Source organism: Hyphomicrobium sp., from assembly GCF_035548195.1.
Classification (GTDB): Bacteria; Pseudomonadota; Alphaproteobacteria; order Rhizobiales; family Hyphomicrobiaceae; genus Hyphomicrobium_B.
Map to the genome: position 1 here is coordinate 75116 of NZ_DASZTY010000025.1, position 21120 is coordinate 96235.

The 21120-nt window shown below is 59.8% G+C and carries 17 protein-coding genes, 1 tRNA gene and 1 riboswitch; of the genes, 12 read left to right on the forward strand and 6 right to left on the reverse strand.

Translation table 11 applies throughout. From position 1 onward, the window contains the following. Positions 1–2 precede the first annotated feature (2 nt). From VHB22_RS09895 to VHB22_RS09920, 6 genes are all read right to left on the reverse strand, one after another. A complete protein-coding gene (locus VHB22_RS09895) occupies positions 3–650 on the reverse strand; it encodes an urea amidolyase associated protein UAAP2 (RefSeq protein ID WP_325456809.1) in 648 nt (215 codons plus the stop codon). After that, on the reverse strand, positions 650–1378 hold the full coding sequence (locus VHB22_RS09900; protein ID WP_325456810.1) for an urea amidolyase associated protein UAAP1: 729 nt from the start codon (positions 1376–1378) through the stop codon (positions 650–652). Before VHB22_RS09900 ends, VHB22_RS09895 begins: the two co-directional genes overlap by 1 nt. 105 nt (positions 1379–1483) lie before the next feature. Next, complete coding sequence (locus VHB22_RS09905; RefSeq protein WP_325456811.1) at positions 1484–2317, reverse strand: ABC transporter ATP-binding protein; 834 nt, start codon at positions 2315–2317, stop codon at positions 1484–1486. Then, positions 2314–3132 (reverse strand): ABC transporter permease, encoded by an 819-nt coding sequence (locus VHB22_RS09910; protein WP_325456812.1) that lies wholly within the window; start codon positions 3130–3132, stop codon positions 2314–2316. Before VHB22_RS09910 ends, VHB22_RS09905 begins: the two co-directional genes overlap by 4 nt. Positions 3133–3187: 55 nt before the next feature. Then, positions 3188–4252, reverse strand: coding sequence for a putative urea ABC transporter substrate-binding protein (locus VHB22_RS09915; protein ID WP_325456813.1), 1065 nt, complete (start codon positions 4250–4252; stop codon positions 3188–3190). Positions 4253–4379: 127 nt separating this feature from the next. Further along, positions 4380–4486: riboswitch (guanidine-I (ykkC/yxkD leader) on the reverse strand. 140 nt (positions 4487–4626) lie between these two features. Further along, positions 4627–6192, reverse strand: coding sequence for a glucan biosynthesis protein D (locus VHB22_RS09920; protein WP_325456814.1), 1566 nt, complete (start codon positions 6190–6192; stop codon positions 4627–4629). Positions 6193–6495: 303 nt separating this feature from the next. Between VHB22_RS09920 and VHB22_RS09925 the strand changes: the two genes are divergently transcribed. The 12 genes from VHB22_RS09925 (at position 6496) to rpsG (ending at position 21097) form a co-directional block, all read left to right on the forward strand. After that, positions 6496–6870: a YbjQ family protein gene (locus VHB22_RS09925; RefSeq protein ID WP_325456815.1), complete on the forward strand. Its 375-nt coding sequence runs from the start codon at positions 6496–6498 to the stop codon at positions 6868–6870. A 158-nt stretch (positions 6871–7028) separates the two neighbouring features. Next, a tRNA-Trp gene (locus VHB22_RS09930) sits at positions 7029–7104 on the forward strand. A 91-nt stretch (positions 7105–7195) separates the two neighbouring features. Further along, positions 7196–7393 carry a preprotein translocase subunit SecE gene (secE, locus tag VHB22_RS09935; RefSeq protein WP_325456816.1) on the forward strand — a complete coding sequence of 66 codons (198 nt, stop codon included), beginning with the start codon at positions 7196–7198 and terminating at the stop codon, positions 7391–7393. 49 nt (positions 7394–7442) lie between these two features. Continuing rightward, positions 7443–8018, forward strand: coding sequence for a transcription termination/antitermination protein NusG (nusG, locus tag VHB22_RS09940; protein ID WP_325456817.1), 576 nt, complete (start codon positions 7443–7445; stop codon positions 8016–8018). Between the two features lie 215 nt (positions 8019–8233). Next, the gene (gene rplK, locus VHB22_RS09945; protein WP_325456818.1) at positions 8234–8680 is read left to right on the forward strand and encodes a 50S ribosomal protein L11; all 447 of its coding nucleotides are present in this window, start codon (positions 8234–8236) and stop codon (positions 8678–8680) included. A gap of 6 nt (positions 8681–8686) precedes the next feature. Then, entirely contained in the window at positions 8687–9436 is a 750-nt protein-coding gene (rplA, locus tag VHB22_RS09950) for a 50S ribosomal protein L1 (RefSeq protein ID WP_325456819.1), read from the forward strand. 331 nt (positions 9437–9767) lie between these two features. After that, the gene (rplJ, locus tag VHB22_RS09955) at positions 9768–10286 is read left to right on the forward strand and encodes a 50S ribosomal protein L10 (RefSeq protein WP_325456820.1); all 519 of its coding nucleotides are present in this window, start codon (positions 9768–9770) and stop codon (positions 10284–10286) included. A 110-nt stretch (positions 10287–10396) separates the two neighbouring features. Then, positions 10397–10771, forward strand: a complete 375-nt coding sequence (rplL, locus tag VHB22_RS09960; RefSeq protein WP_325456821.1) for a 50S ribosomal protein L7/L12 — start codon at positions 10397–10399, stop codon at positions 10769–10771. A 277-nt stretch (positions 10772–11048) separates the two neighbouring features. Further along, a complete protein-coding gene (rpoB, locus tag VHB22_RS09965) occupies positions 11049–15200 on the forward strand; it encodes a DNA-directed RNA polymerase subunit beta (protein WP_325456822.1) in 4152 nt (1383 codons plus the stop codon). A 161-nt stretch (positions 15201–15361) separates the two neighbouring features. Then, entirely contained in the window at positions 15362–19582 is a 4221-nt protein-coding gene (gene rpoC / locus VHB22_RS09970; protein WP_325456823.1) for a DNA-directed RNA polymerase subunit beta', read from the forward strand. 603 nt (positions 19583–20185) lie between these two features. Further along, positions 20186–20557, forward strand: a complete 372-nt coding sequence (gene rpsL, locus VHB22_RS09975; RefSeq protein ID WP_325456824.1) for a 30S ribosomal protein S12 — start codon at positions 20186–20188, stop codon at positions 20555–20557. A gap of 69 nt (positions 20558–20626) precedes the next feature. Continuing rightward, on the forward strand, positions 20627–21097 hold the full coding sequence (gene rpsG, locus VHB22_RS09980; protein WP_325456825.1) for a 30S ribosomal protein S7: 471 nt from the start codon (positions 20627–20629) through the stop codon (positions 21095–21097). Positions 21098–21120 lie beyond the last annotated feature (23 nt).

Genomic DNA, 21120 nt, shown 5'->3' on the forward strand with positions numbered 1-21120 from the left:
CGTCACGCCCCCTTTGCCCAAATCAGCACCTCGATGGGCGTGGGGTTGTAGGCGTTGCAGGGATTGTTGAGCTGCGGACAGTTCGAGATCAGAACGATGACGTTCATATCCGCCGTCATCTCGACGTATTTGCCCGGCGCCGATAGTCCGTCCTCGAATGTCAAACCGCCGTCCGGCGTCACCGGCACGTTCATGAAGAAATTGATGTTGTGGCCGATGTCGCGCTTCGTCAGGCCGTAGTTCGGGTTCTCTGCGACGGCGAGCAGAAAGCTGTCACGGCAGGCATGCATCGATTTTTTTTCAAGTGCGTAACGAACCGTATTGCTTTCCGTCGCGCAGGCGCCGCCAAGGGTGTCATGACGCCCGACGGTATCAGCCGTGATCGTCAGCATCGGCCGGCAAATGTCCGAAAGGAGGACCGTTCCCGTGGTGAGATAGATGTTGCGCTGCTCGCGGATCGTATCGGGCGCGGAATAGCGCTCCGCCGGATCGTCGGCATTGAAAAACAGAGTATCGGCCGCCTGATTGCCTTCGAGGTCGAGAATTCGGAAAGTCTCGCCCTTGTTGACGACATGAATCCAGTAGTCGCCTGCGCCCACGACCTTGCGATAGCGGGCCGTCGCCGGACTGAGGTTGCTCTCTTTGATCATCAGTGAGCCCGCGCACAGCAGTCGGAGACGAAGATGCGAGTGTTCTCGAAGCCACGGCCGTTTTCTGGCGCGGAAAGTCTGCATGGATCGTTCGATGAGGCGGGAATACCTTCCAGAATTTCGAACCGCACAGGTTTTCGGGGATATTGCGTGGCCGTGCTCAGTGGATGCGGGCATGTGTGAAAGAGAACGAGCGTGTCCATCTCGAAACGCAATTCCACGCTTGCGCCGGCTTTCGCTGCCGACTCATCGAGTGCCAATGCCCCATCGCCCGCAACAGTAACCTTACTGAACCAATTGACGTTGGCAGCAAGATCGCGCCGGCTAAGGCCATACTTCGCGCCTTCGACGAGGAAACTGTTGTGGCCGTTCTGCTGCCAGTCGTTGCGCGCGCTCTGATAGCTTTTGTCGCCCCACTTTCGCGCAACGATCGTGCTCGTCGAATTTCCGCATACTGTATCGTGCCAGCCAAAACTGTCGGCAACGATCGAGCAGAAGATCCGCCCCATATCGGAATAGAGACAGTGGCCTTCAGTGAGTTTGAACGTATGCTGACACTTGAGCGTATCCGGCGCATTGTACCGTTCGAGAATGTTGACCGGATTGTAGAAGAGCATCCCGACGTTTGCGCCTCCGTCGAGATCGGTCAGCTTCAACCGCATGTTTCGCCGAAGGTTGAGCGACCAATGCTTTCCGCCCGGCAGCGTGTCGGCGTAGACCAAACTCATGCTTTCGACTCCCTCGCAGCTTCCATCGGCTACGTTGCGATCCGGGCCGTCCCGGGTTTCAAGGAGCCGCCGAGGGTCGTCCCTGGCGGATGATCTCGCGATCGTTCAGGAGCGCGGAGTGCCCGCGTTATGACGAATCCACACGTCGCTACCCGCGACCTTCTTCGGCCAGATCTCGAAATCCTTCGTCACCGTCGCGCCGCGCGGCGTTGTGGGCATGTCGAGGGGCTGCGGGATGTCTGCGGAAAGGCGTGAGCCATAGCGTTCGGCTTCCTCCGGCCGGTTACGCGGACGCTCGAAGGCGATGATGCGTGTGCCGAGTTCGAACGCTTCGCGCAGGTCATGCGTCACCATCACGATGGTAAGCTCAGACTCGTTCCAGATACGACGCATCAGCACGTGGATGTCGGCTCGAATGCCGGGATCGAGCGCGCCAAACGGTTCATCGAGCAGCAGTATCTTGGGGCGTCGCATGAGAGCTTGCGCGAGCGCCAGACGCTGTTGCATGCCGCCCGAGAGAGCCGACGGATATTTATTTTCGTGCCCCGAAAGCCCGACGGCATCGAGAAGCTCTTGCCCATCGCGTTCGGCTTGCCGGCGTTTGGCGCCGAAGAGCTTGCCGAGTGCACCACCTTTTTCGAACTCTCGCCCGATAACGACGTTGTCGAGAACGGTCAGATGCGGAAAGACCGAATAGCGCTGAAACACGACGCCGCGATCTGAATCCGGCTCGGGCTTCAACGGCGCGCCGCCGACTTCTATATATCCCCGCGTCGGCTGTTCTTCGCCGAGCAGCATTTTTAGGAACGTCGTCTTGCCGCAACCCGATGGCCCGACGAGAGCCACGAACGAACGCGGCGCAATCTCGAGATCGATCTGCTCCAGCACGACATGATCGCCGTACTCTTTCCAGACCTTGTCGAAGACGATCGCGTTCATGCCGATCGCGTCTCCGCGAACCACGGAAAGGCTTTGCGCTGAAAAATGCGAAGCGCGAGATCCATAAAGAACGCGAGTATGGTGATCCACGCGACATACGGCAGGATGACATCCATCGACAGATAGCGGCGGACGAGAAAGATGCGATAGCCGAGGCCGGAGTCGGCCGCGATCGCTTCAGCGGCGATCAGAAAAAGCCACGCAGGTCCGATCTCCAGCCGGACGGAATCGATCAGCCGCGGCAGAATTTGCGGCAGCATGATCCGCAAGCCGATCTGTGTCGTCGACGCGCCGAGCGTCTGCGCTTTGATCAATTGCTCGCGCGGGATGTCCTGCACACGCAAGGCAATGTCGCGCGTGAGCTTCAGCGATGTGCCAACCACGATCAGCGTGATCTTGGACGCTTCGCCAAGACCCATGATGATGAACAGGATCGGCAACAGCGCCAATGGCGGGACCATCGATAAAACGGAGATAACCGGAGAAAGGGTTGCGTTGGCGACCGGCAGCAATCCGACAATCAGACCGACGACGAGAGCGATTGCCGTCGAGATTGCGAGGCCGGTGACAAGACGCGTCATGCTCGCCGCAGTGTCGGACCAGAAGAGATAGCCGCCGGTGCGCGCGTCTGGTTTCAGCGCATAGGCGTCAATCGCCTGGCCCATGGTGGCGAACCCGGGAAGCAGCTTGTCGTTGGGATTGTCGGCCAGCCGAATTCCCGAGTTCACAAAGTAGGCAAGAGCCAGAAGCAGGAACGGCAAGAGCGCAAGCGCAAACCTCCACGTCCTATCGGGCCGGTAGTTGATTGCGCGCATGTCGCTTACCTTCCTGCTTCAGGTGAGACGCGCCTATCGTCAGTCGGTCGGCAGCTCAAAGCCTGCCGTCGGCGGCTTCTTTCATGAAGGTCGCGTCGTAGCGGAACTTGATGTTGCCCTTGTCGCCGAAGACGGATTTGTCCGGGAACTCGACGCCGACCGCCCCCTCCGACTTGGCGTCCTTGCCGAGAAGCGATTTCTCGAAAAGGAACTTCGAAACGCGCTCCGTCGTTGTCTTGAGATCCTTGCCCGTCGTGAACGCTACGGCGTCCTTCGGATCGGAGAAAAGCTTCGTCGTGGCGAGCTGCTCGTCGAAGCCCTTAAGATCGGTGCCAGAGGCTTTCGCCATCGCCTCTTTGGACGCCGTGCCCTTCTTCATCGTCGCCAGCGTCTCGTACCAGATGCCGACGAGCGCCTTCGCGAACTTCGGATTATCTTTCAGCACGGCCGAATTGACGACCATCAGATCGATGATTTCGCCCGGAATTTGTGAGCTGTCGAAGACTTTGTGTGCGTCAGGCGATTCCAGAATCGTCGAAACGATCGGTTTCCACGTGACGACTGCGGTGACGTCGGGCGTCTTGTAGGCCGCAGCCATATCCGCGTCGGACGTGTTGACGACCTTTAGATCTTTTTCCTGCGAGCCGATGCTTGCGAGCGCACGCGCGAGCAGATAGTGTGAAACCGAGAACTCGACCAGGTTGACGTTCTGGCCTTTAATGTCGGCGAGCTTGTCCTTGTTTTTCAGGATGACGGCGTCGTTGCCATTCGAGAAGTCGCCGACGATGACGGCCGTCGTATCGACACCGCCTGCTGCCGGTATCGACAGGGCATCCATGTTCGTCACTGTTACGGCATCAAAAGATCCGGCCGTGTATTGATTGATCGACTCGACATAGTCATTGAACTGCTTCACCTCGATGTTGATGCCGTACTTGTCGGCCCATTTTTTCACGATCCCGGAATCGGCGGCATATCCCCATGGCATCCAGCCGACGTAGATCGACCACGCGACCTTGAAGTTTTTCTTCTCCGCCGCATTCGCCGGCGTGAATGCGAAGCCAGCAACCACGGCAAGTCCGATTGCCGCTCTCAAAATCTGCTTCGTGGAATAGCGCATCGACAACCCCTGTCCTCAAGCTCACCACTCATGTGGCCGCGAGGGGCTTCGGACGGTTGCGGAGAGACCTCGAAAACGCGTGAGAGGAGGCCTGTCCGTTCGAGAGCCGAAGCAACTCGCGGTGTAGGTCTCCCGGGCTTTTATCCCGCCGTGGCTCCGCCTCGCGCAAACGAGAACGGGAGTGCCTCTCTCGGACCTGACGCTTGTGAAGCCGGAACCCTAGAGGCGTTATGTGGAGAGCATTGCACGCGCCGTGCCACGCGATTTTCGCTGAAATAATCGGGGTTTTATGACGACTTGCGTTTAGTGCGTGCCGAGTCGTTAGGCGCCGCGGTCAAACTCTGAGCAGAATTCTAAGAACCGCAGACGCGCATTCATGGGAACGCCTGATAGATCCAGGTTTCGCTAAGGACGACATTGTCTTTTTGGAGGAAGGCACGCAAATCGGCGGGTTCGCCGTTGAGATCTGAAAGGTCGAACATCATCCGCCAGCGTTTCGTGCCGACAACTGGAAACGCTTCAACGCCGCTGATTGTACCCCGTGTTGAAGTCACGACGGTGTGCGTACCGCCGTAACGCGTCTGCTCTTCGAGCACCTTGCCTTCGACGTCGATCATGAATTTGCGTGCGCCGGGCTTCGTATGGCGCAAATCGAGATCACGCCCGCCGAGCCCGCCGAGACCGATACGTGTTGCAACGATGCGGCCGACGTCGCCAGTCGGCGGTGCATCGAGCCCCCAATAGATGCGATACTTCTTGTTTATGATCGATCCGGCGACGACCTTCTGTTCAGGTGTCCAGAACGCGACCATGTTGTCTTCGGTCTCGTTTGTCGTCGGCAACTGAACGAGATTGACGGCGCCTTTACCCCAACCCTCTAGCGGTTCGATCCACGTACTGGGCCGCCGGTCGTAGAACAGGCTGTCGTCCTGATAATTTTCGAAATTGCGATCACGTTGAATAAGGCCGAAGCCTTTCGGATTGTTATCGGAAAAGGTGTTCGTCACGATGCGCGGTGGATTGGCGAGCGGCCGCCAGATGCGCTCGCCCGCGCCAGTCCACATTTCCAATCCGTCGCAATCGTGCACTTCAGGCCGCCAGTCTCCGCGGAAATGTCCAGAGTTTTCGCCATACCAGAACATGCCCGTCAGCGGCGCGATGCCGAGCAAGTCGACAGGCGCGCGGAAGTAAAGTTCGCACTCAATATCCTGCAGCGCGCCGCCCTGGCCGCCTTGGATGCGGCGGCTGTCCATACGGTAGGCGCCGACGACGCTTTTGCTTTCGAGGAGCGCATAGATGTTCATTCCCGCGCCGTTCTGCTCAAGCCAGAATGAGGTAAAGCGCGGAAACTCTTCGGGCAGGCCGGTGTTGATGGCGAGGCCGCGCGCGGACCCGCCATATTGGTCATTGGGATCGGAAGCGCGGAAGTAGGATGCGCCGAGATAGGCAAGCCAATCGCTGACACCGCCGCGGCTCATCAAGCGAAAGCCCGCAAAGCCAGCGGACTTCAACGTCCGTAGCGGATGATTAGCCGGCATGTTGAAGAGATCGGGAGAATAGATGATCTCACGCGCTTCGCCGTTTTCGAGAACATGAATTTTCACGGGCTCGGCGTAGAAACGCCCCTGCGGAAAAAGGCGGACGGTCTGCGCGCCGGGCACACCATGCCAGAGTTCCATTTCCGGCTTGTAGACGGCCTGCGCGAACGTATCGAACGTCATGTCGCGCAAGGGATCGTTCGCCGAAGGTTTCGGCGGCGCGACGTAAGGCGATTGCGCGAGTGTCTTCGCGCGCTCTTTCAGTTTGTCGAAAGAAAAAGCTTCCGCATTTCCAAGGGCCATGGCTCCGACCGATCCTGCGCGTGCCGAGCCTGTCCAGACGGCAACCGAGGTGGCCAAAGCGCCCGTCAGAACATCGCGTCGGTCAGGTTTGAATGTCATGTTGGTGGCTATGAATGAATGATCGAGGCGGGATTGAGCCAGGACTGGTGATCGGGACGATTTGACCATAGCCCAGCGGGCGGGACGGCGCCGAAGCCGACGCCGGGGCAAGCTGATAGCCCAAGCGTGGCCGGCGACAAAGCCCGCGATCGAGACTTAGGTATATCTCCGCACTTCGACAACGCGCTCTGCCACGAGGCTTGGCCCGGACAGAGGGGTGCTGACCTACAGTCGCCAATTCGCCCATCTTGTTTTAGCTTATGCTCGGGTTAGGGGCCGCGGCGGCCGGAAAGAGGGGATTGCATGCTGGTCGTGACGACGAATGAGATCCAGGGTTACCGCGTTGTCCGCCACCTCGGGTTGGTTCGGGGATTGACGGTCCGCTCGCGCAGTGTCGTCGGCAATCTCGGCGCTGCGATCCAAATCTTCTTTGGCGGCAATATCTCCGTCTATACTAAGCTTGCGGAGCATGCCCGTCAGGAGGCCTTCGATCTGCTTGTCGAACATGCGCAAAGCATGGGCGCCAACGCCGTGATCGCCATGCGCTATGACGCCAACGAAATCGCCGCCGCCGTGACGGAAGTGCTGGCATATGGGTCAGCGGTGGTGATCGAGCCGGTTACGGGCTCTGCCCAGGAGGCCCCGGAGGGCGGCGGTGGACCTTGGGCAGGGCGGTGAGGATATGAAATTGGGGCGTTTCGTCTCTCGAAATTGCCTGTTCGCTCGCTTACGTAAAAAAGCTTACGCGTGGGGCTGACAACGCGGATGAGTTCAGTTAAGGAAACACGCCCCGAAAGAGGCTGCTCGGCGCTCGGTTTCCGATTGTGTCGCGTTGAAGGGGTGTAGCTCAATTGGTAGAGCGTCGGTCTCCAAAACCGAAGGTCGGGGGTTCGAGACCCTCCGCCCCTGCCAGCCTCGTGAAGGTTTGATCTGCCGACCGGCCCGGTCATCAGGATGGGGCCGGCGCGGTATTTTGTCGCATATGCGCATAGAAAGCACTTTGATGGCGAAGTTCAATCCCATAACCTTTATGCAGGAAGTCCGGCAGGAAGTCGGCAAGGTAACTTGGCCGACGTGGAAAGAGGTGTGGATCACGACTGTGATGGTCATCATCATGGTCGCGCTCGCCTCTGTTTTCTTTTTGCTCGTTGATCAGGCGTTGAGCCACATCGTGCGCCTCGTTTTGGGGGTTGGCAGCTGAACTTCAGCTCGATTTTGGCTTTGAGTGACGCGCAAGAGGGCCTTTGAGAATGGTTGTCGCGCAGGAACGCGAAGAGAAGAAGACGGTTGCCGGTACGCGCTGGTACATCGTCCATGCTTACACGAATTTCGAACGCAAGGTCGCCGACGCAATCCGTGAGCGTGCGAAGGCGGGTGGCCTTGACGAACTTTTCGAAGAGATCGTCGTGCCGACGGAAGAAGTCGTCGAGGTCAAGCGCGGCCGCAAGATCCCGACCGAGCGGAAATTTCTGCCGGGCTACGTGCTGGTCAAGATGAAGATGACCGACCAGGCGTTCGTGATGATCAAGAACACGCCGAAGGTCACGGGCTTCCTTGGCGCGGACAACAAGCCGATGCCGATCCCAGAGGATGAGGCGATGCGCATCCTCAATCAGGTCAAAGAAGGTGTCGAGCGGCCACGTCCGACGATCACCTTCGAGATCGGTGAGAACGTCAAAGTCGGTGAGGGACCGTTCGCCTCATTCACGGGTGTCGTCGAGGAAGTGGACGAGGAGCGCTCGCGGGTCAAAGTGGCCGTTTCTATTTTCGGCCGGCCGACGCCGGTGGAGCTTGAGTTCGGGCAGGTCGAGAAGATTGCAAGCTGAGGGGCAACTCCGGCGCGGAGCAGGTTTTGGTGCGTAAAGAATGAGTTGAGATTTCCGGTGCTTTGCGGCCCGGAAGCCCGCTTCGAAAACGATTATTTCGGAGTGGCGATGTGCGGGAGGGCAGGCTTCGCCAAGCGAGGTCCGCCCGTTGAACCGCTAACCCTGAGCGTGACGCCCGAGTGGCGTGCTCGCGCTCTAATGTTCGAAGGGGAACTATGGCAAAGAAAGTCGACGGCTTTATCAATCTGCAGGTACCGGCTGGGGCGGCTAATCCGTCGCCGCCGATCGGTCCCGCGCTTGGCCAGCGCGGCGTCAACATCATGGAATTCTGCAAATCCTTCAACGCAAAGACGAAGGATATTGAGCAGGGTACTCCTATTCCGGTGAAGATCACGGTCTATTCCGACCGCTCTTTCACGTTCGAGATGCGTCAGCCGCCTGCGACGTACCTGATCAAAAAGGCCGCCGGTCTTCGTCCGACGGGCAAAGGCGGTACAGGCTCCAAGGAGCCGGGCCGTTCGGTTGCCGGTCAGGTGACGATGGCGCAGTTGAAAGAGATTGCCAAGGGCAAGCTCAAGGACATGAACACCGAGGACCTCGATGCAGCCGCTCGCACGCTTGCGGGTAGCGCGCGCTCGATGGGTCTCAACGTGGTGGAGTAAGGTCCGATGGCAAAAGCTCAAATCAGCGCTGAAAAAATCAAAGAGACACGCGCCGCGGGCGGCAAGCGGATGCTTGCAGTCAGACAGGGTGTGCAAGCCGGTAAGGCCTACGGTATTGCCGAGGCTGTGAAGATCATCAAGGAACGCGCCAAGGCGAAGTTCGATGAGACGATCGAGGTCGCCGTCAATCTGGGCGTCGATCCGAAGCACGCCGACCAGATGGTTCGCGGTGTCTGCAATCTTCCGAACGGTTCGGGCCGCACGGCGCGCGTTGCCGTGTTCGCCAAGGGCGCCAAGGCCGAGGAGGCGAAGGCTGCCGGTGCCGATATCGTCGGAGCAGAAGACCTCGTCGAGATCGTCTCGAAAGGGACGATCAACTTCGATCGCTGCATCGCGACGCCCGACATGATGGGGCTTGTCGGCCGCCTCGGTAAGGTGTTGGGCCCGCGCGGCCTGATGCCGAACCCGCGCGTCGGCACGGTGACGATGGATGTCACAAGCGCCGTCAAGGGTGCGAAGGGCGGTTCGGTCGAGTTCCGTGTCGAGAAGGCGGGCATCGTTCATGCCGGCGTCGGCAAGGCGAGCTTCACCGAGGAAGCGCTCGTTCAGAACATCAAGGCTTTCGTCGACGCAGTCGTCAAAGCCAAGCCGACCGGCTCGAAGGGCACATATCTGAAGAAGGTATCGCTGTCGTCGACGATGGGGCCGGGCCTCAAGCTCGATACGGCGACCGTATCGTCAGGGCCTGTCGTCTAAGGCTTTCAAGAATTCCGGGGCAACCCGGAAGACCCCGAACCGGACCTCTTCGAGTGCCGGTTCGGAAACTGTCCGAGACTGTAGGTGCCGCGCCGGTTCGCCGGCTGGCTGAAATCTCCATTGAGAGAGCCTGCATGAGACAGAAGTGGATCGGATTTGAGGCGGACGCCTGGAATCCGGTTTGAACCTTCTGGGTCAGCACCGTGCCGCTTTGACTTGCGGTCCACGGGAACGAGGACAGACGAATGTCGCCCGATCCTTCACCGGAGACGGCGGCAAGGTGCAACCCGCGGAGCTTCGCAAATGAAGTTTCGCAGCAAGGAGACGAGACGTGGATAGAGCCGCGAAACGTGAGCTCATCGACTATCTCCACGGCGAGCTGAAAAGCACCGGCGTGGTTGTGGTCGCCCACAACACTGGCTTGGTAGCCGCTCAATCCGCAGAATTCCGCAAGCGCGTCAAAGAAGCTGGCGGATCTGTGAAGGTGGCCAAAAACAAGCTGGCGCAGCTCGCGCTCAAGGATACCGACGCCGAAGGGCTTTCGGATTTGATGAAGGGGCCGACCATTCTGGCCTTTTCAAAGGATCCGATCGCAGCGGCGAAGGCTGCCGTCACGTATGCCAAGGCGAACGACAAGCTCGTGATCCTCGGCGGCGCGATGGGCAAGAACATCCTCGACGCGAACGGCGTGAAAGCACTCGCCGACTTGCCGTCTCTGGATGAACTGCGCGCCAAGATCATTGGCCTTCTCACCGCTCCGGCGACCAAGATCGCACGGACCGTGAAAGAGCCGGGAGCCAAGCTCGCACGCGTCATTCAGGCCAAGGCGTCGAAAGACGAGGCGGCATAGGCCGGCAAAGGCATGTTGTGGGGCTTTGAGCCCTCAAAACGCTACCGCAGCCCCGAGACGTTTGGGCGCTGCAACTCAACCTCTAGGTTCAAACCGGAAGGACACTATATATGTCTAAGATCGAGAAAATCGTTGATGACCTGTCGAGCCTTACAGTGCTCGAAGCGGCTGAACTCGCCAAAATGCTCGAAGAGAAATGGGGCGTTTCGGCGGCGGCTGCTGTCGCCGTCGCCGCTCCTGCTGCTGGCGGTGGCGCTGCCCCGGCTGAAGAGCAGACGGAGTTCACGGTCATCCTGAAATCGGGTGGCGACAAGAAGATCAACGTCATCAAGGAAGTTCGCGCCATCACCGGGCTCGGCCTGAAGGAAGCCAAGGACCTTGTCGAGGCCGGCGGCAAACCCGTCAAGGAAGGGGTTACGAAAGACGAAGCCCAGAAGCTCAAGAAGCAGCTCGAAGATCAGGGCGCTTCCGTCGAGATCAAGTAATCGATCATCGGTGCCGGCCGGGCCGCTCCCGGCTGGCGCCGATGCTTGCGTGATCGCTCGTAGCGGCCGGCTCGCAAATGCGGGTCCCTACGAGCAGACAAAAACGGCTTTCCGGAGGGCCCTGGGGTGCGAGCATCCTCAGAAAAGGGCCTTCCGGTGAACCGTTTTAAATCGGCCCTCGTGGCGGTCGGCTCGTGGAAAGCGAGTCGCCACGAGTGACCGGAACGAATTTGGATCGCGGGTCCTCCCCCGCATACGAGAGCACGAAGGGATCGACATGGCTCAAACCCTCACAAGCCGTAAACGCCTCCGCAAGCAGTTCGGTTCGATCGGCGAAGTTGCGGAGATGCCGAACCTCATCGAGGTTCAGAAGGCATCCTACGATGACTTCCTGATGGTCAAGGAACCTCCGGGCGGCAGGTCCGACGACTTCGGCTTGCAGTCGGTTTTCAAAAGCGTGTTTCCGATTTCGGATTTTGCCGGCAAATCGACGTTGGAATTCGTCAGCTACGAATTCGAGCCGCCGAAGTTCGACGTCGACGAGTGCATGCAGCGCGACATGACCTATGCCGCGCCGCTGAAGGTCAAGCTGCGCCTGATCGTGTTCGATGTGAACGAGGAAACGGGCTCCAAGTCGATCAAGGACGTCAAGGAGCAGGACGTTTACATGGGCGACATGCCGCTCATGACGCAGAACGGCACCTTCATCATCAACGGCACCGAGCGCGTGATCGTCTCGCAGATGCACCGTTCGCCGGGCGTCTTCTTCGACCACGATCGCGGTAAGACGCACTCGTCGGGCAAGCTCTTGTTTGCGGCTCGCATCATTCCGTATCGCGGCTCGTGGCTCGACTTCGAGTTCGATGCGAAGGATATCGTCTATGTGCGTATCGACCGTCGCCGCAAGCTTCCGGTGACGACGATGCTCTATGCGCTGGGCCTCGATGACGAGGAGATCCTCGCGCACTTCTACAAGCACATTCCGATCAAGGAATCGAAGCGCGGTTGGAAGATGCCCTATATCCCCGAGAAGTTCCGGGGTATCACGCCGCAGTCCGACATTGCCGACGCCAAGACCGGCGACGTCATCGCGCGTCAGGGTGAGAAGATCACCGCCCGCCGCGCCCGTGAGCTTGCGGAGAACGGCGTCAAGGAAATCCTCATCTCAGCTGACGATCTCGCCGGCCGGTTCATCGCGGAAGACATCGTCGATCTGGAGACGGGCAAGATCTTCGCCGAGGCCGGTGACGAACTGGATGCCAACCTTCTTGCCGAGCTCAAAGAGCAGAAGGTCAAGGAATTCCACATCCTCGACATCGACTATGTCAACGTCGGCGCATTCATCCGCAACACGCTCAATATCGACAAGAACGCCAATCAGCAGGAAGCGTTGATGGACGTCTACCGGGTCATGCGCCCGGGCGAGCCGCCGACCATTGAAGCCGCGACCGCGCTGTTTCATGGCTTGTTCTTCGATCCGGAACGCTTCGATCTCTCGGCCGTCGGCCGCGTGAAGATGAACATGCGCCTCGAACTCGATGCGCCGGATACGATGCGTGTGCTCCGCAGGGAAGACATCCTTGCTGTCGTGAAGACGCTCGTCGATTTGCGCGACGGCAAGGGCGAGATCGACGACATCGACCACCTCGGCAACCGCCGTGTGCGTTCGGTCGGCGAACTGATGGAAAATCAGTATCGCGTCGGTCTCTTGCGCATGGAGCGCGCCATCAAGGAGCGCATGTCGTCGGTCGATATCGACACCGTGATGCCGCAGGATCTGATCAACGCCAAGCCCGCGGCTGCCGCCGTGCGCGAGTTCTTCGGGTCGTCGCAGCTTTCGCAGTTCATGGACCAGACGAACCCGCTGTCGGAAATCACCCACAAGCGCCGTCTCTCGGCACTTGGACCAGGCGGCCTGACGCGTGAGCGCGCGGGCTTCGAGGTTCGCGACGTGCATCCGACGCACTACGGCCGCATCTGCCCGATTGAGACGCCGGAAGGTCCGAACATCGGTCTGATCAACTCGCTGGCGACGTTCGCACGCGTGAACAAATACGGCTTCATCGAGAGCCCCTATCGCAAGGTCGTCAACGGCCGCGTGACGAACGAGGTCGCTTATCTCTCCGCGATGGAAGAGATGCGGCACCACGTTGCGCAGGCGAATGCGGTCGTTGATGCCAAGGGCAAACTGACGGAAGACCTCGTTACAGTCCGCTATCAGGGCGATGTGATGCTCGTTCCGACCGACAAGGTCGATTACATTGACGTGTCGCCGAAGCAGCTCGTTTCGGTGGCGGCGGCGCTCATCCCGTTCCTTGAGAACGACGACGCCAACCGCGCGCTGATGGGTTCGAACATGCAGCGTCAGGCTGTGCCGTTGATTAAGGCGGAAGCGCCACTGGTCGGCACCGGCATGGAAGAACGCGTTGCGCATGACTCGGGCGCCGCGATTGCGGCCCGCCGTACCGGCATCGTCGATCAGGTCGATGCAACCCGTATCGTTATCCGAGCCACCGAGGAGCAGGATCCTTCGAAGCCGGGCGTCGACATCTATCGTCTGCGCAAGTTCCAGCGTTCGAACCAGAACACTTGCATCAACCAGCGGCCGCTGATCAACGTCGGCGACTATGTTCACGCTGGCGATATCATCGCCGACGGTCCTTCGACAGAACTTGGCGAGCTGGCGCTCGGCAAGAACGTGCTCGTCGCGTTCATGCCGTGGATGGGCTACAACTTCGAAGACTCGATCCTGATGAACGAACGCGTCGTTTCGGAAGACGTGTTCACCTCGATCCACATCGAGGAATTCGAAGTCATGGCCCGCGATACCAAGCTCGGGCCTGAGGAAATCACGCGCGATATTCCGAACGTCTCGGAAGAAGCGCTGAAGAACCTCGACGAAGCCGGCATCGTCTACATCGGCGCCGAAGTGCATCCGGGTGACATCCTCGTCGGTAAGATCACGCCGAAGGGCGAAAGCCCGATGACGCCGGAAGAAAAGCTTCTGCGCGCCATCTTCGGCGAGAAGGCTTCCGACGTCCGCGATACCTCGCTCCGGCTGCCGCCGGGCGTCGCCGGGACGATCGTTGAAGTGCGCGTTTTCAATCGTCACGGCGTCGAGAAGGACGAGCGTGCGATGGCGATCGAGCGCGAGGAAATCGAGCGCCTCGCGAAGGACCGCGACGACGAGCTGCAAATCCTCGATCGCAACGTCTATGCCCGTCTCAAAGATGCGCTGATGGGCAAGGAAGTCGCCAAGGGACCGCGCGGTGCGCGCAAGGGTACCACGGTCGATGACGCGATCCTCGACGATATCCCGCGCAGCCAGTGGTGGGAAATCGGCCTCGCCAACGAGAAGGCGCAGGCCGAGGTCGAAGCCATTCAGAAGCAGTACGAGGATGCGAAGAAGGGCCTCGGCCTTCGCTTTGCCGACAAGGTCGACAAGCTGCAGCGCGGAGACGAGCTGCCGCCGGGCGTGATGAAGATGGTCAAGGTCTTCGTCGCCGTGAAGCGCAAGATCCAGCCGGGCGATAAGATGGCCGGCCGTCACGGCAACAAGGGTGTCGTGTCGATGATCGTCCCGTCGGAGGACATGCCATTCCTTGAGGACGGCACGCCGGTCGACGTCGTTCTGAACCCGCTCGGCGTGCCGAGCCGCATGAACGTCGGGCAGATCCTTGAAACGCATCTTGGCTGGGCCTGCCGCGGTCTTGGCCGTCTGATCGACGATGCTTTGCACCAGTTCCATGAGAGTGGGCAGGCCAAGGCGCTACGCGACCAGATGGCGAAGGTCTACGGCAACGAGATCAAGCCGACGATGAAGGACGAAGAATTGGCCGGGCTCGCCGAAAACCTCAAGGCGGGCGTCCCGATTGCGACGCCGGTTTTCGATGGTGCGCGCGAGAAGGACATCGTCGACATGTTGCAGCTTGCGGGCTTCGACACGTCGGGTCAGGTGACGCTGTTCGATGGACGTACGGGCGAGCCGTTCGATCGCAAGGTGACGGTTGGCTACAAGTACATTCTGAAGCTTCACCACCTTGTCGACGATAAGATTCACGCGCGTTCGATCGGTCCGTACTCGCTGGTTACCCAGCAGCCGCTGGGCGGCAAGGCGCAGTTCGGCGGTCAGCGCTTCGGCGAAATGGAAGTCTGGGCTCTGGAAGCTTACGGCGCGGCCTACACGCTGCAGGAAATGCTGACGGTGAAATCCGACGACGTCGCCGGTCGCACCAAGGTCTACGAAGCGATCGTCCGTGGCGACGACGCGTTCGAGGCGGGCGTGCCGGAAAGCTTCAACGTGCTCGTAAAGGAAATGCGTGCGCTGGGTCTCAACGTCGAACTGGTCAACAGCGAGGCGCAGCCAGCCGAAACCGAGGAAGCAGAACCCGAAGCACCCCAGGCGCAGCTTCCGCCTGCCGCCGAATAACGATCTCCCACCCTCTTCCCGCGTGCGGGGAGAGGGCCGGGGTGAGGGGCAGCCACTAAGCTGCCGCCCTTACCCGAAGCCTCTCCCTGTAAGTACGGGGCGAGGGACTTAAAAATTCCACGGGACCGGCTACGCCACCCGGTTCCTCGAGGAGACAGCCGATGAACGAAATTAGCAATATCTTTAAGTCGCAGGCTCCGGTCCCGACGTTCGACCAGATTCGCATCTCGATTGCTTCGCCCGAGGACATCCTGTCCTGGTCGTTCGGCGAGATCAAAAAGCCGGAGACGATCAACTACCGCACGTTCAAACCGGAGCGGGACGGGCTGTTCTGCGCGCGTATCTTCGGACCGATCAAGGACTACGAGTGCTTGTGCGGCAAGTACAAACGCATGAAGTACAAGGGGTTGATCTGCGAAAAGTGCGGTGTCGAGGTGACGCTCGCGAAGGTTCGCCGCGAGCGCATGGGCCATATCGAGCTCGCGGCGCCCGTCGCGCACATCTGGTTTTTGAAGTCGCTGCCGTCGCGTATCGGTTTGCTGATGGACATGGCGCTCAAAGATCTTGAGCGCGTTCTTTATTTCGAGAACTACATCGTCATCGAGCCAGGCACGACGCCATTTGCCGAGCGTCAGCTCCTGACAGAAGAACAATATAACCAGGCTATCGATGAGTACGGCGCCGACACCTTCACCGCCGGTATCGGCGCGGAGGCGATCCGCGAACTCTTGTCCGCGATGGACCTGCCGAAGATCGCCGCCGACCTCCGTCAGGAGATCGCCGAGGCGACGACGGAACTCAAGCCGAAGAAGCTCGGCAAGCGCCTGAAGGTCATCGAAGCGTTCATGGAATCGGGCAACCGGCCCGAGTGGATGATCCTCACTCAGGTTCCAGTCATTCCGCCGGAGCTGCGTCCGCTCGTGCCGCTCGATGGCGGTCGCTTTGCGACGTCCGACCTGAACGATCTCTATCGTCGTGTCATCAACCGTAACAATCGCTTGAAGCGGCTGATGGAACTGCGCGCGCCGGACATTATCATCCGCAACGAGAAGCGCATGCTTCAGGAAGCGGTTGACGCTCTGTTCGACAACGGCCGCCGCGGCCGCGTCATCACCGGTGCCAACAAGCGTCCGCTGAAGTCGCTCGCCGACATGCTGAAGGGCAAGCAGGGCCGCTTCCGTCAGAATCTGCTCGGCAAGCGCGTCGACTATTCGGGCCGCTCGGTTATCGTGGTCGGTCCTGAGCTGAAGCTGCATCAGTGCGGCTTGCCGAAGAAGATGGCGCTCGAACTCTTTAAGCCGTTCATTTACGCGCGGCTGCAGACGCTCGGCCAAGCGGCGACCGTCAAGCAGGCGAAAAAGCTCGTCGAGAAGGAGAAGCCGGAAGTTTGGGACGTCCTCGACGAGGTCATCCGCGAGCATCCGGTGATGTTGAACCGCGCCCCGACGCTACACCGTCTCGGTATTCAGGCGTTCGAGCCGCAACTGATCGAGGGCAAGGCGATCCAGCTTCACCCGCTGGTTTGCGCGGCCTTCAATGCTGACTTCGACGGCGATCAGATGGCCGTGCACGTTCCGCTGTCGCTCGAAGCGCAGCTCGAAGCGCGCGTCCTGATGATGTCGACGAACAACATTCTGCATCCCGCTAACGGTCAGCCGATCATCGTGCCGTCGCAGGATATCGTTCTCGGCCTCTATTATCTGTCGATGTCGCGCGATCATGAGCCGGGCGAAGGCATGATGTTCGGATCGATCAACGAGGTCCAGCACGCGCTCGAAGCCAAGGCCGTGTCGCTACACGCCAAGGTGAAGGGCCGCTTCATCACGAAGAACGAGGCGGGCGAGGAAGCCGTCGAGGTCCACGAGACGACGCCGGGACGCTTGCTGCTCGCCGAGCATCTGCCGAAGATGCCGGGCGTCAAGTTCGCGCTCGTCAATCAGCCTCTGACAAAGAAGAACATCTCGGGAATGATCGATGCCGTCTACCGCAACTGCGGTCAGAAGGAGACGGTTATTTTCTGCGATCGGATCATGGCGCTGGGCTTCCACCATGCGTTCAAGGCCGGCATTTCGTTCGGCAAGGACGACATGTTGATCCCGGATACCAAGGAGAAGATCGTCGAGAAGACGAATGCTGAAGTTCGCGATTTCGAGCAGCAGTATCAGGACGGCCTGATCACCCAGCTCGAAAAGTACAACAAGGTCGTCGACGCATGGTCGCGTTGCACCGACCAGATCGCGAAGGAGATGATGGATCGCATTTCCGCGGTCCAGAAGGATCCGGAGACCGGCCGCGACCGTCCGATCAACTCAGTGTACATGATGAGCCATTCGGGTGCGCGCGGTTCGCCGGCGCAGATGAAGCAGCTCGCCGGTATGCGCGGCCTGATGACCAAGCCTTCGGGCGAGATCATCGAGACGCCGATCATCTCGAACTTCAAGGAAGGCCTCTCCGTTCTAGAGTATTTCAACTCGACGCACGGCGCCCGTAAGGGTCTGGCTGATACCGCCTTGAAGACGGCGAACTCGGGCTACCTCACGCGCCGCCTCGTTGACGTCGCGCAGGATGCGATCATTTCGGAAGTCGATTGCGGTACGGACGCTGGCATCAACGTGCAAGCCGTTGTCGACGCCGGCCAGGTGATCGTCTCGCTGGCGGCTCGCGTCCTTGGCCGTACCGCGGCGGAAGACATCAAGCATCCGGTGACGGGCGAAGTCATCGTTGCAAACGGCGAACTGATCGAGGAACGGCATGCCGATGCCATTGCAAAGGCTGAAATCCAGGAAGTCCGCATCCGTTCCGTGCTGACTTGCGAGACGATCAGCGGCGTTTGCGCGAAGTGCTACGGCCGCGATCTGGCACGCGGTACGCCCGTCAATATCGGCGAGGCTGTCGGCGTCATCGCAGCTCAGTCGATCGGCGAGCCCGGCACGCAGTTGACGATGCGTACGTTCCACATTGGCGGCACGGCGAACCTAGTCGACTCGTCGTTCATCGAGTCCAACTTCAACGGCACGGTGAAACTGAAGAACCGCGCCATTGCCAAGGATTCGAAGGGCCAGAACGTCGCGACGAGCCGCATCATGTCGGTCATCATCGTCGATCAGTCCGGCAAGGAACTTGCGACGCATAAGATCACCTACGGCGCACGCGTCTTCGTCGACGAGGGCGATACCGTGAAGCGCGGCACCAAGATCGCGCAGTGGGATCCTTATACCCGTCCGATTCTGTCGGAAGTGAATGGTTCGGTCGATTTCGAGGACTTGATCGAGGGCGCATCGGTTCGCGAGCAGACCGACGAGATGAAAGGCACGTCCAACCGAGTTATCGTCGATTGGCGTGCTTCTCCGAAGGGTGCGGAGTTGAAGCCTGCGATTGTGATCAAGGACTCGAAAGGCAAGCCGATCAAGGTCGCGCGCGGCGGCGATGCGCGTTACCTGCTTTCGGTCGATGCCGTGCTCTCCGTCGATCGTGGCACCGAGGTCAAGGCGGGCGACGTTCTTGCTCGTATCCCGACCGCTTCGGCGAAGTCCGGCGACATCACTGGCGGTCTGCCGCGCGTTGCGGAACTGTTCGAAGCTCGCCGTCCGAAGGATCATGCGATCCTTGCGGATATCTCGGGCACGATCGAGTTCGGCAAGGACTACAAGAACAAGCAGCGTATCTCGATCAAACCTGACGACGAGACGCAGGAGCCTGTCGAATACTTGATCCCGCGCGGCAAGAGCTTGGCAGTTCAGCCCGGCGACCGTGTCGAGCGTGGCGATTTCGTCTACGACGGTAATCCGGCACCGCACGATATCCTGGCGATCAAGGGCGTCGAGGAACTCGCGAACTACCTGATCAACGAGATCCAGGACGTCTACAGGCTTCAAGGCGTGACGATCAACGACAAGCATATCGAGGTGATCGTTCGCCAGATGCTGCAGAAAGTCGAGATCACTGACGCCGGCGAAACCGAGTTGATCAAGGGCGAGCAGCTCGACCGGATCGAGTTTGACGAGATCAACGCCGCGGCTCAGAAAGCAGGTAAGCGAGCTGCAACGGCGACGCCGGTTCTGCTTGGCATTACCAAGGCATCGCTACAGACGCGCTCGTTCATCTCGGCTGCATCGTTCCAGGAGACGACCCGGGTGCTCACAGATGCTGCCGTTAACGGCAAGTCGGATACGCTTGAGGGCCTGAAGGAGAACGTCATCGTCGGACGCCTCATCCCGGCGGGCACGGGCGGCATGCTGCGGCAGTTGCGCAAGGTCGCGACGCAGCGTGACGACCTGATCGCCAAGGAGAAGGCGAAGTCGGGGAACCTGCCGGCTCCAGATGGTGCGACAGGCCCAGCGGCGCGGCGGCGCCGTCGTCCTCAGGAGGAGGCAGCGGAGTAAGTCTGTTTGTCTCTGGGCGTCTAAACAACGCGAACGGCCGCTTCCTCTCGGAGGCGGCCGTTTTTGTTGGTCCGAAGTGTTATCGCCGGGGTCTTGTCCGGAGATCCATTCAGAATCGTGCGTGCTTTGGATGAACTCGTCATGGCAGGGCAGAGGATGCGGTAGGTGGAACGTTCGATCTTTAAATATCGCCGCCGCTTCCTATTTTAACCGAGGCGTGTCCGTTCGATTTTGATTCATGTTGGGAGCCAAGCGCTCTGCCGCATTCGATCAGACAACCGGTCGCAGGTTTGATTTGCCGTTTTCGACGCCTAGAGCGAAAATAATTTCGCCAGGTGCCGGAGGGCCTGTTGACCAATATGATTGCTGTGTATATAGCTCCGCCCACTCTCACGGAAGGTGGTAGGCCGTCCGGCGCTTTTAGCGCCAATTTCGGGCCTAGACGCTCCCGTTTATAAAGCAGAGCACATCGACGGACCACGATCGGTCACCTCCGGGCGACACGATCCTCTGGTTTTTTCTTGCTAGGCGCGATTTTCGCACCTGGCAGGGTTTGTTTGGCGCTTTCGAATTCGGGGGCGTCACGAGGTCAGGATTGGGCGAATGCCGACGATACAACAGTTGATCCGGAAGCCGCGCGTAAAGCCGGTCTATCGCGAGAAGTCGCGCCATATGGAAGCCTGCCCGCAGAAGCGGGGCGTCTGCACGCGCGTCTATACCACGACACCGAAGAAGCCGAACTCCGCGCTTCGCAAGGTTGCCAAGATCAGACTGACGAACGGCTATGAGGTCATCGGTTATATCCCGGGTGAGGGGCATAACCTCCAGGAGCACTCCGTCGTGCTTATTCGCGGCGGCCGCGTTAAGGACTTGCCGGGTGTGCGTTATCATATCGTCCGCGGCGTGCTCGACACGCAGGGCGTCTCGGCGCGCCGTCAGCGGCGTTCGAAATACGGTGCGAAGCGGCCGAAGTAAGCGGTCGAAGTTTCGGGCCGGATCGTCTGGCCCGCCACAAGCGGAATTGATAGCGAAGGGCCAGTCAGGATGTCTCGTCGTCACGCGGCACAAAAGCGGGAAGTGATCCCGGATCCGAAGTTCAGCGACGTCGTCGTCACCAAATTCATGAATGCGGTGATGGAGGACGGCAAGAAGTCGGTCGCCGAGCGCATGGTCTATGGCGCATTCGAAAAGATGGAGCAGCGCGGTAAGGCGAACCCGCTCGATCTCTTCAGGCAGGCGCTCGATAACGTGATGCCCGCCGTCGAGGTTCGTTCTCGCCGGGTCGGCGGCGCCACCTATCAGGTGCCGGTCGAGGTTCGTAATGAGCGCCGTCAGGCTTTGGCCATTCGCTGGCTGATTGCCGCTGCGCGGGCGCGTAATGAATCGACGTTGATCGACAAGCTGTCGGGCGAGCTGCTCGACGCTGCAAACAACCGCGGTACTGCCGTCAAGAAGCGTGAAGACACGCACAAGATGGCCGAAGCCAACCGCGCCTTCTCGCACTACCGCTGGTAGGTCAGAACCAAGGATTTTCGAGG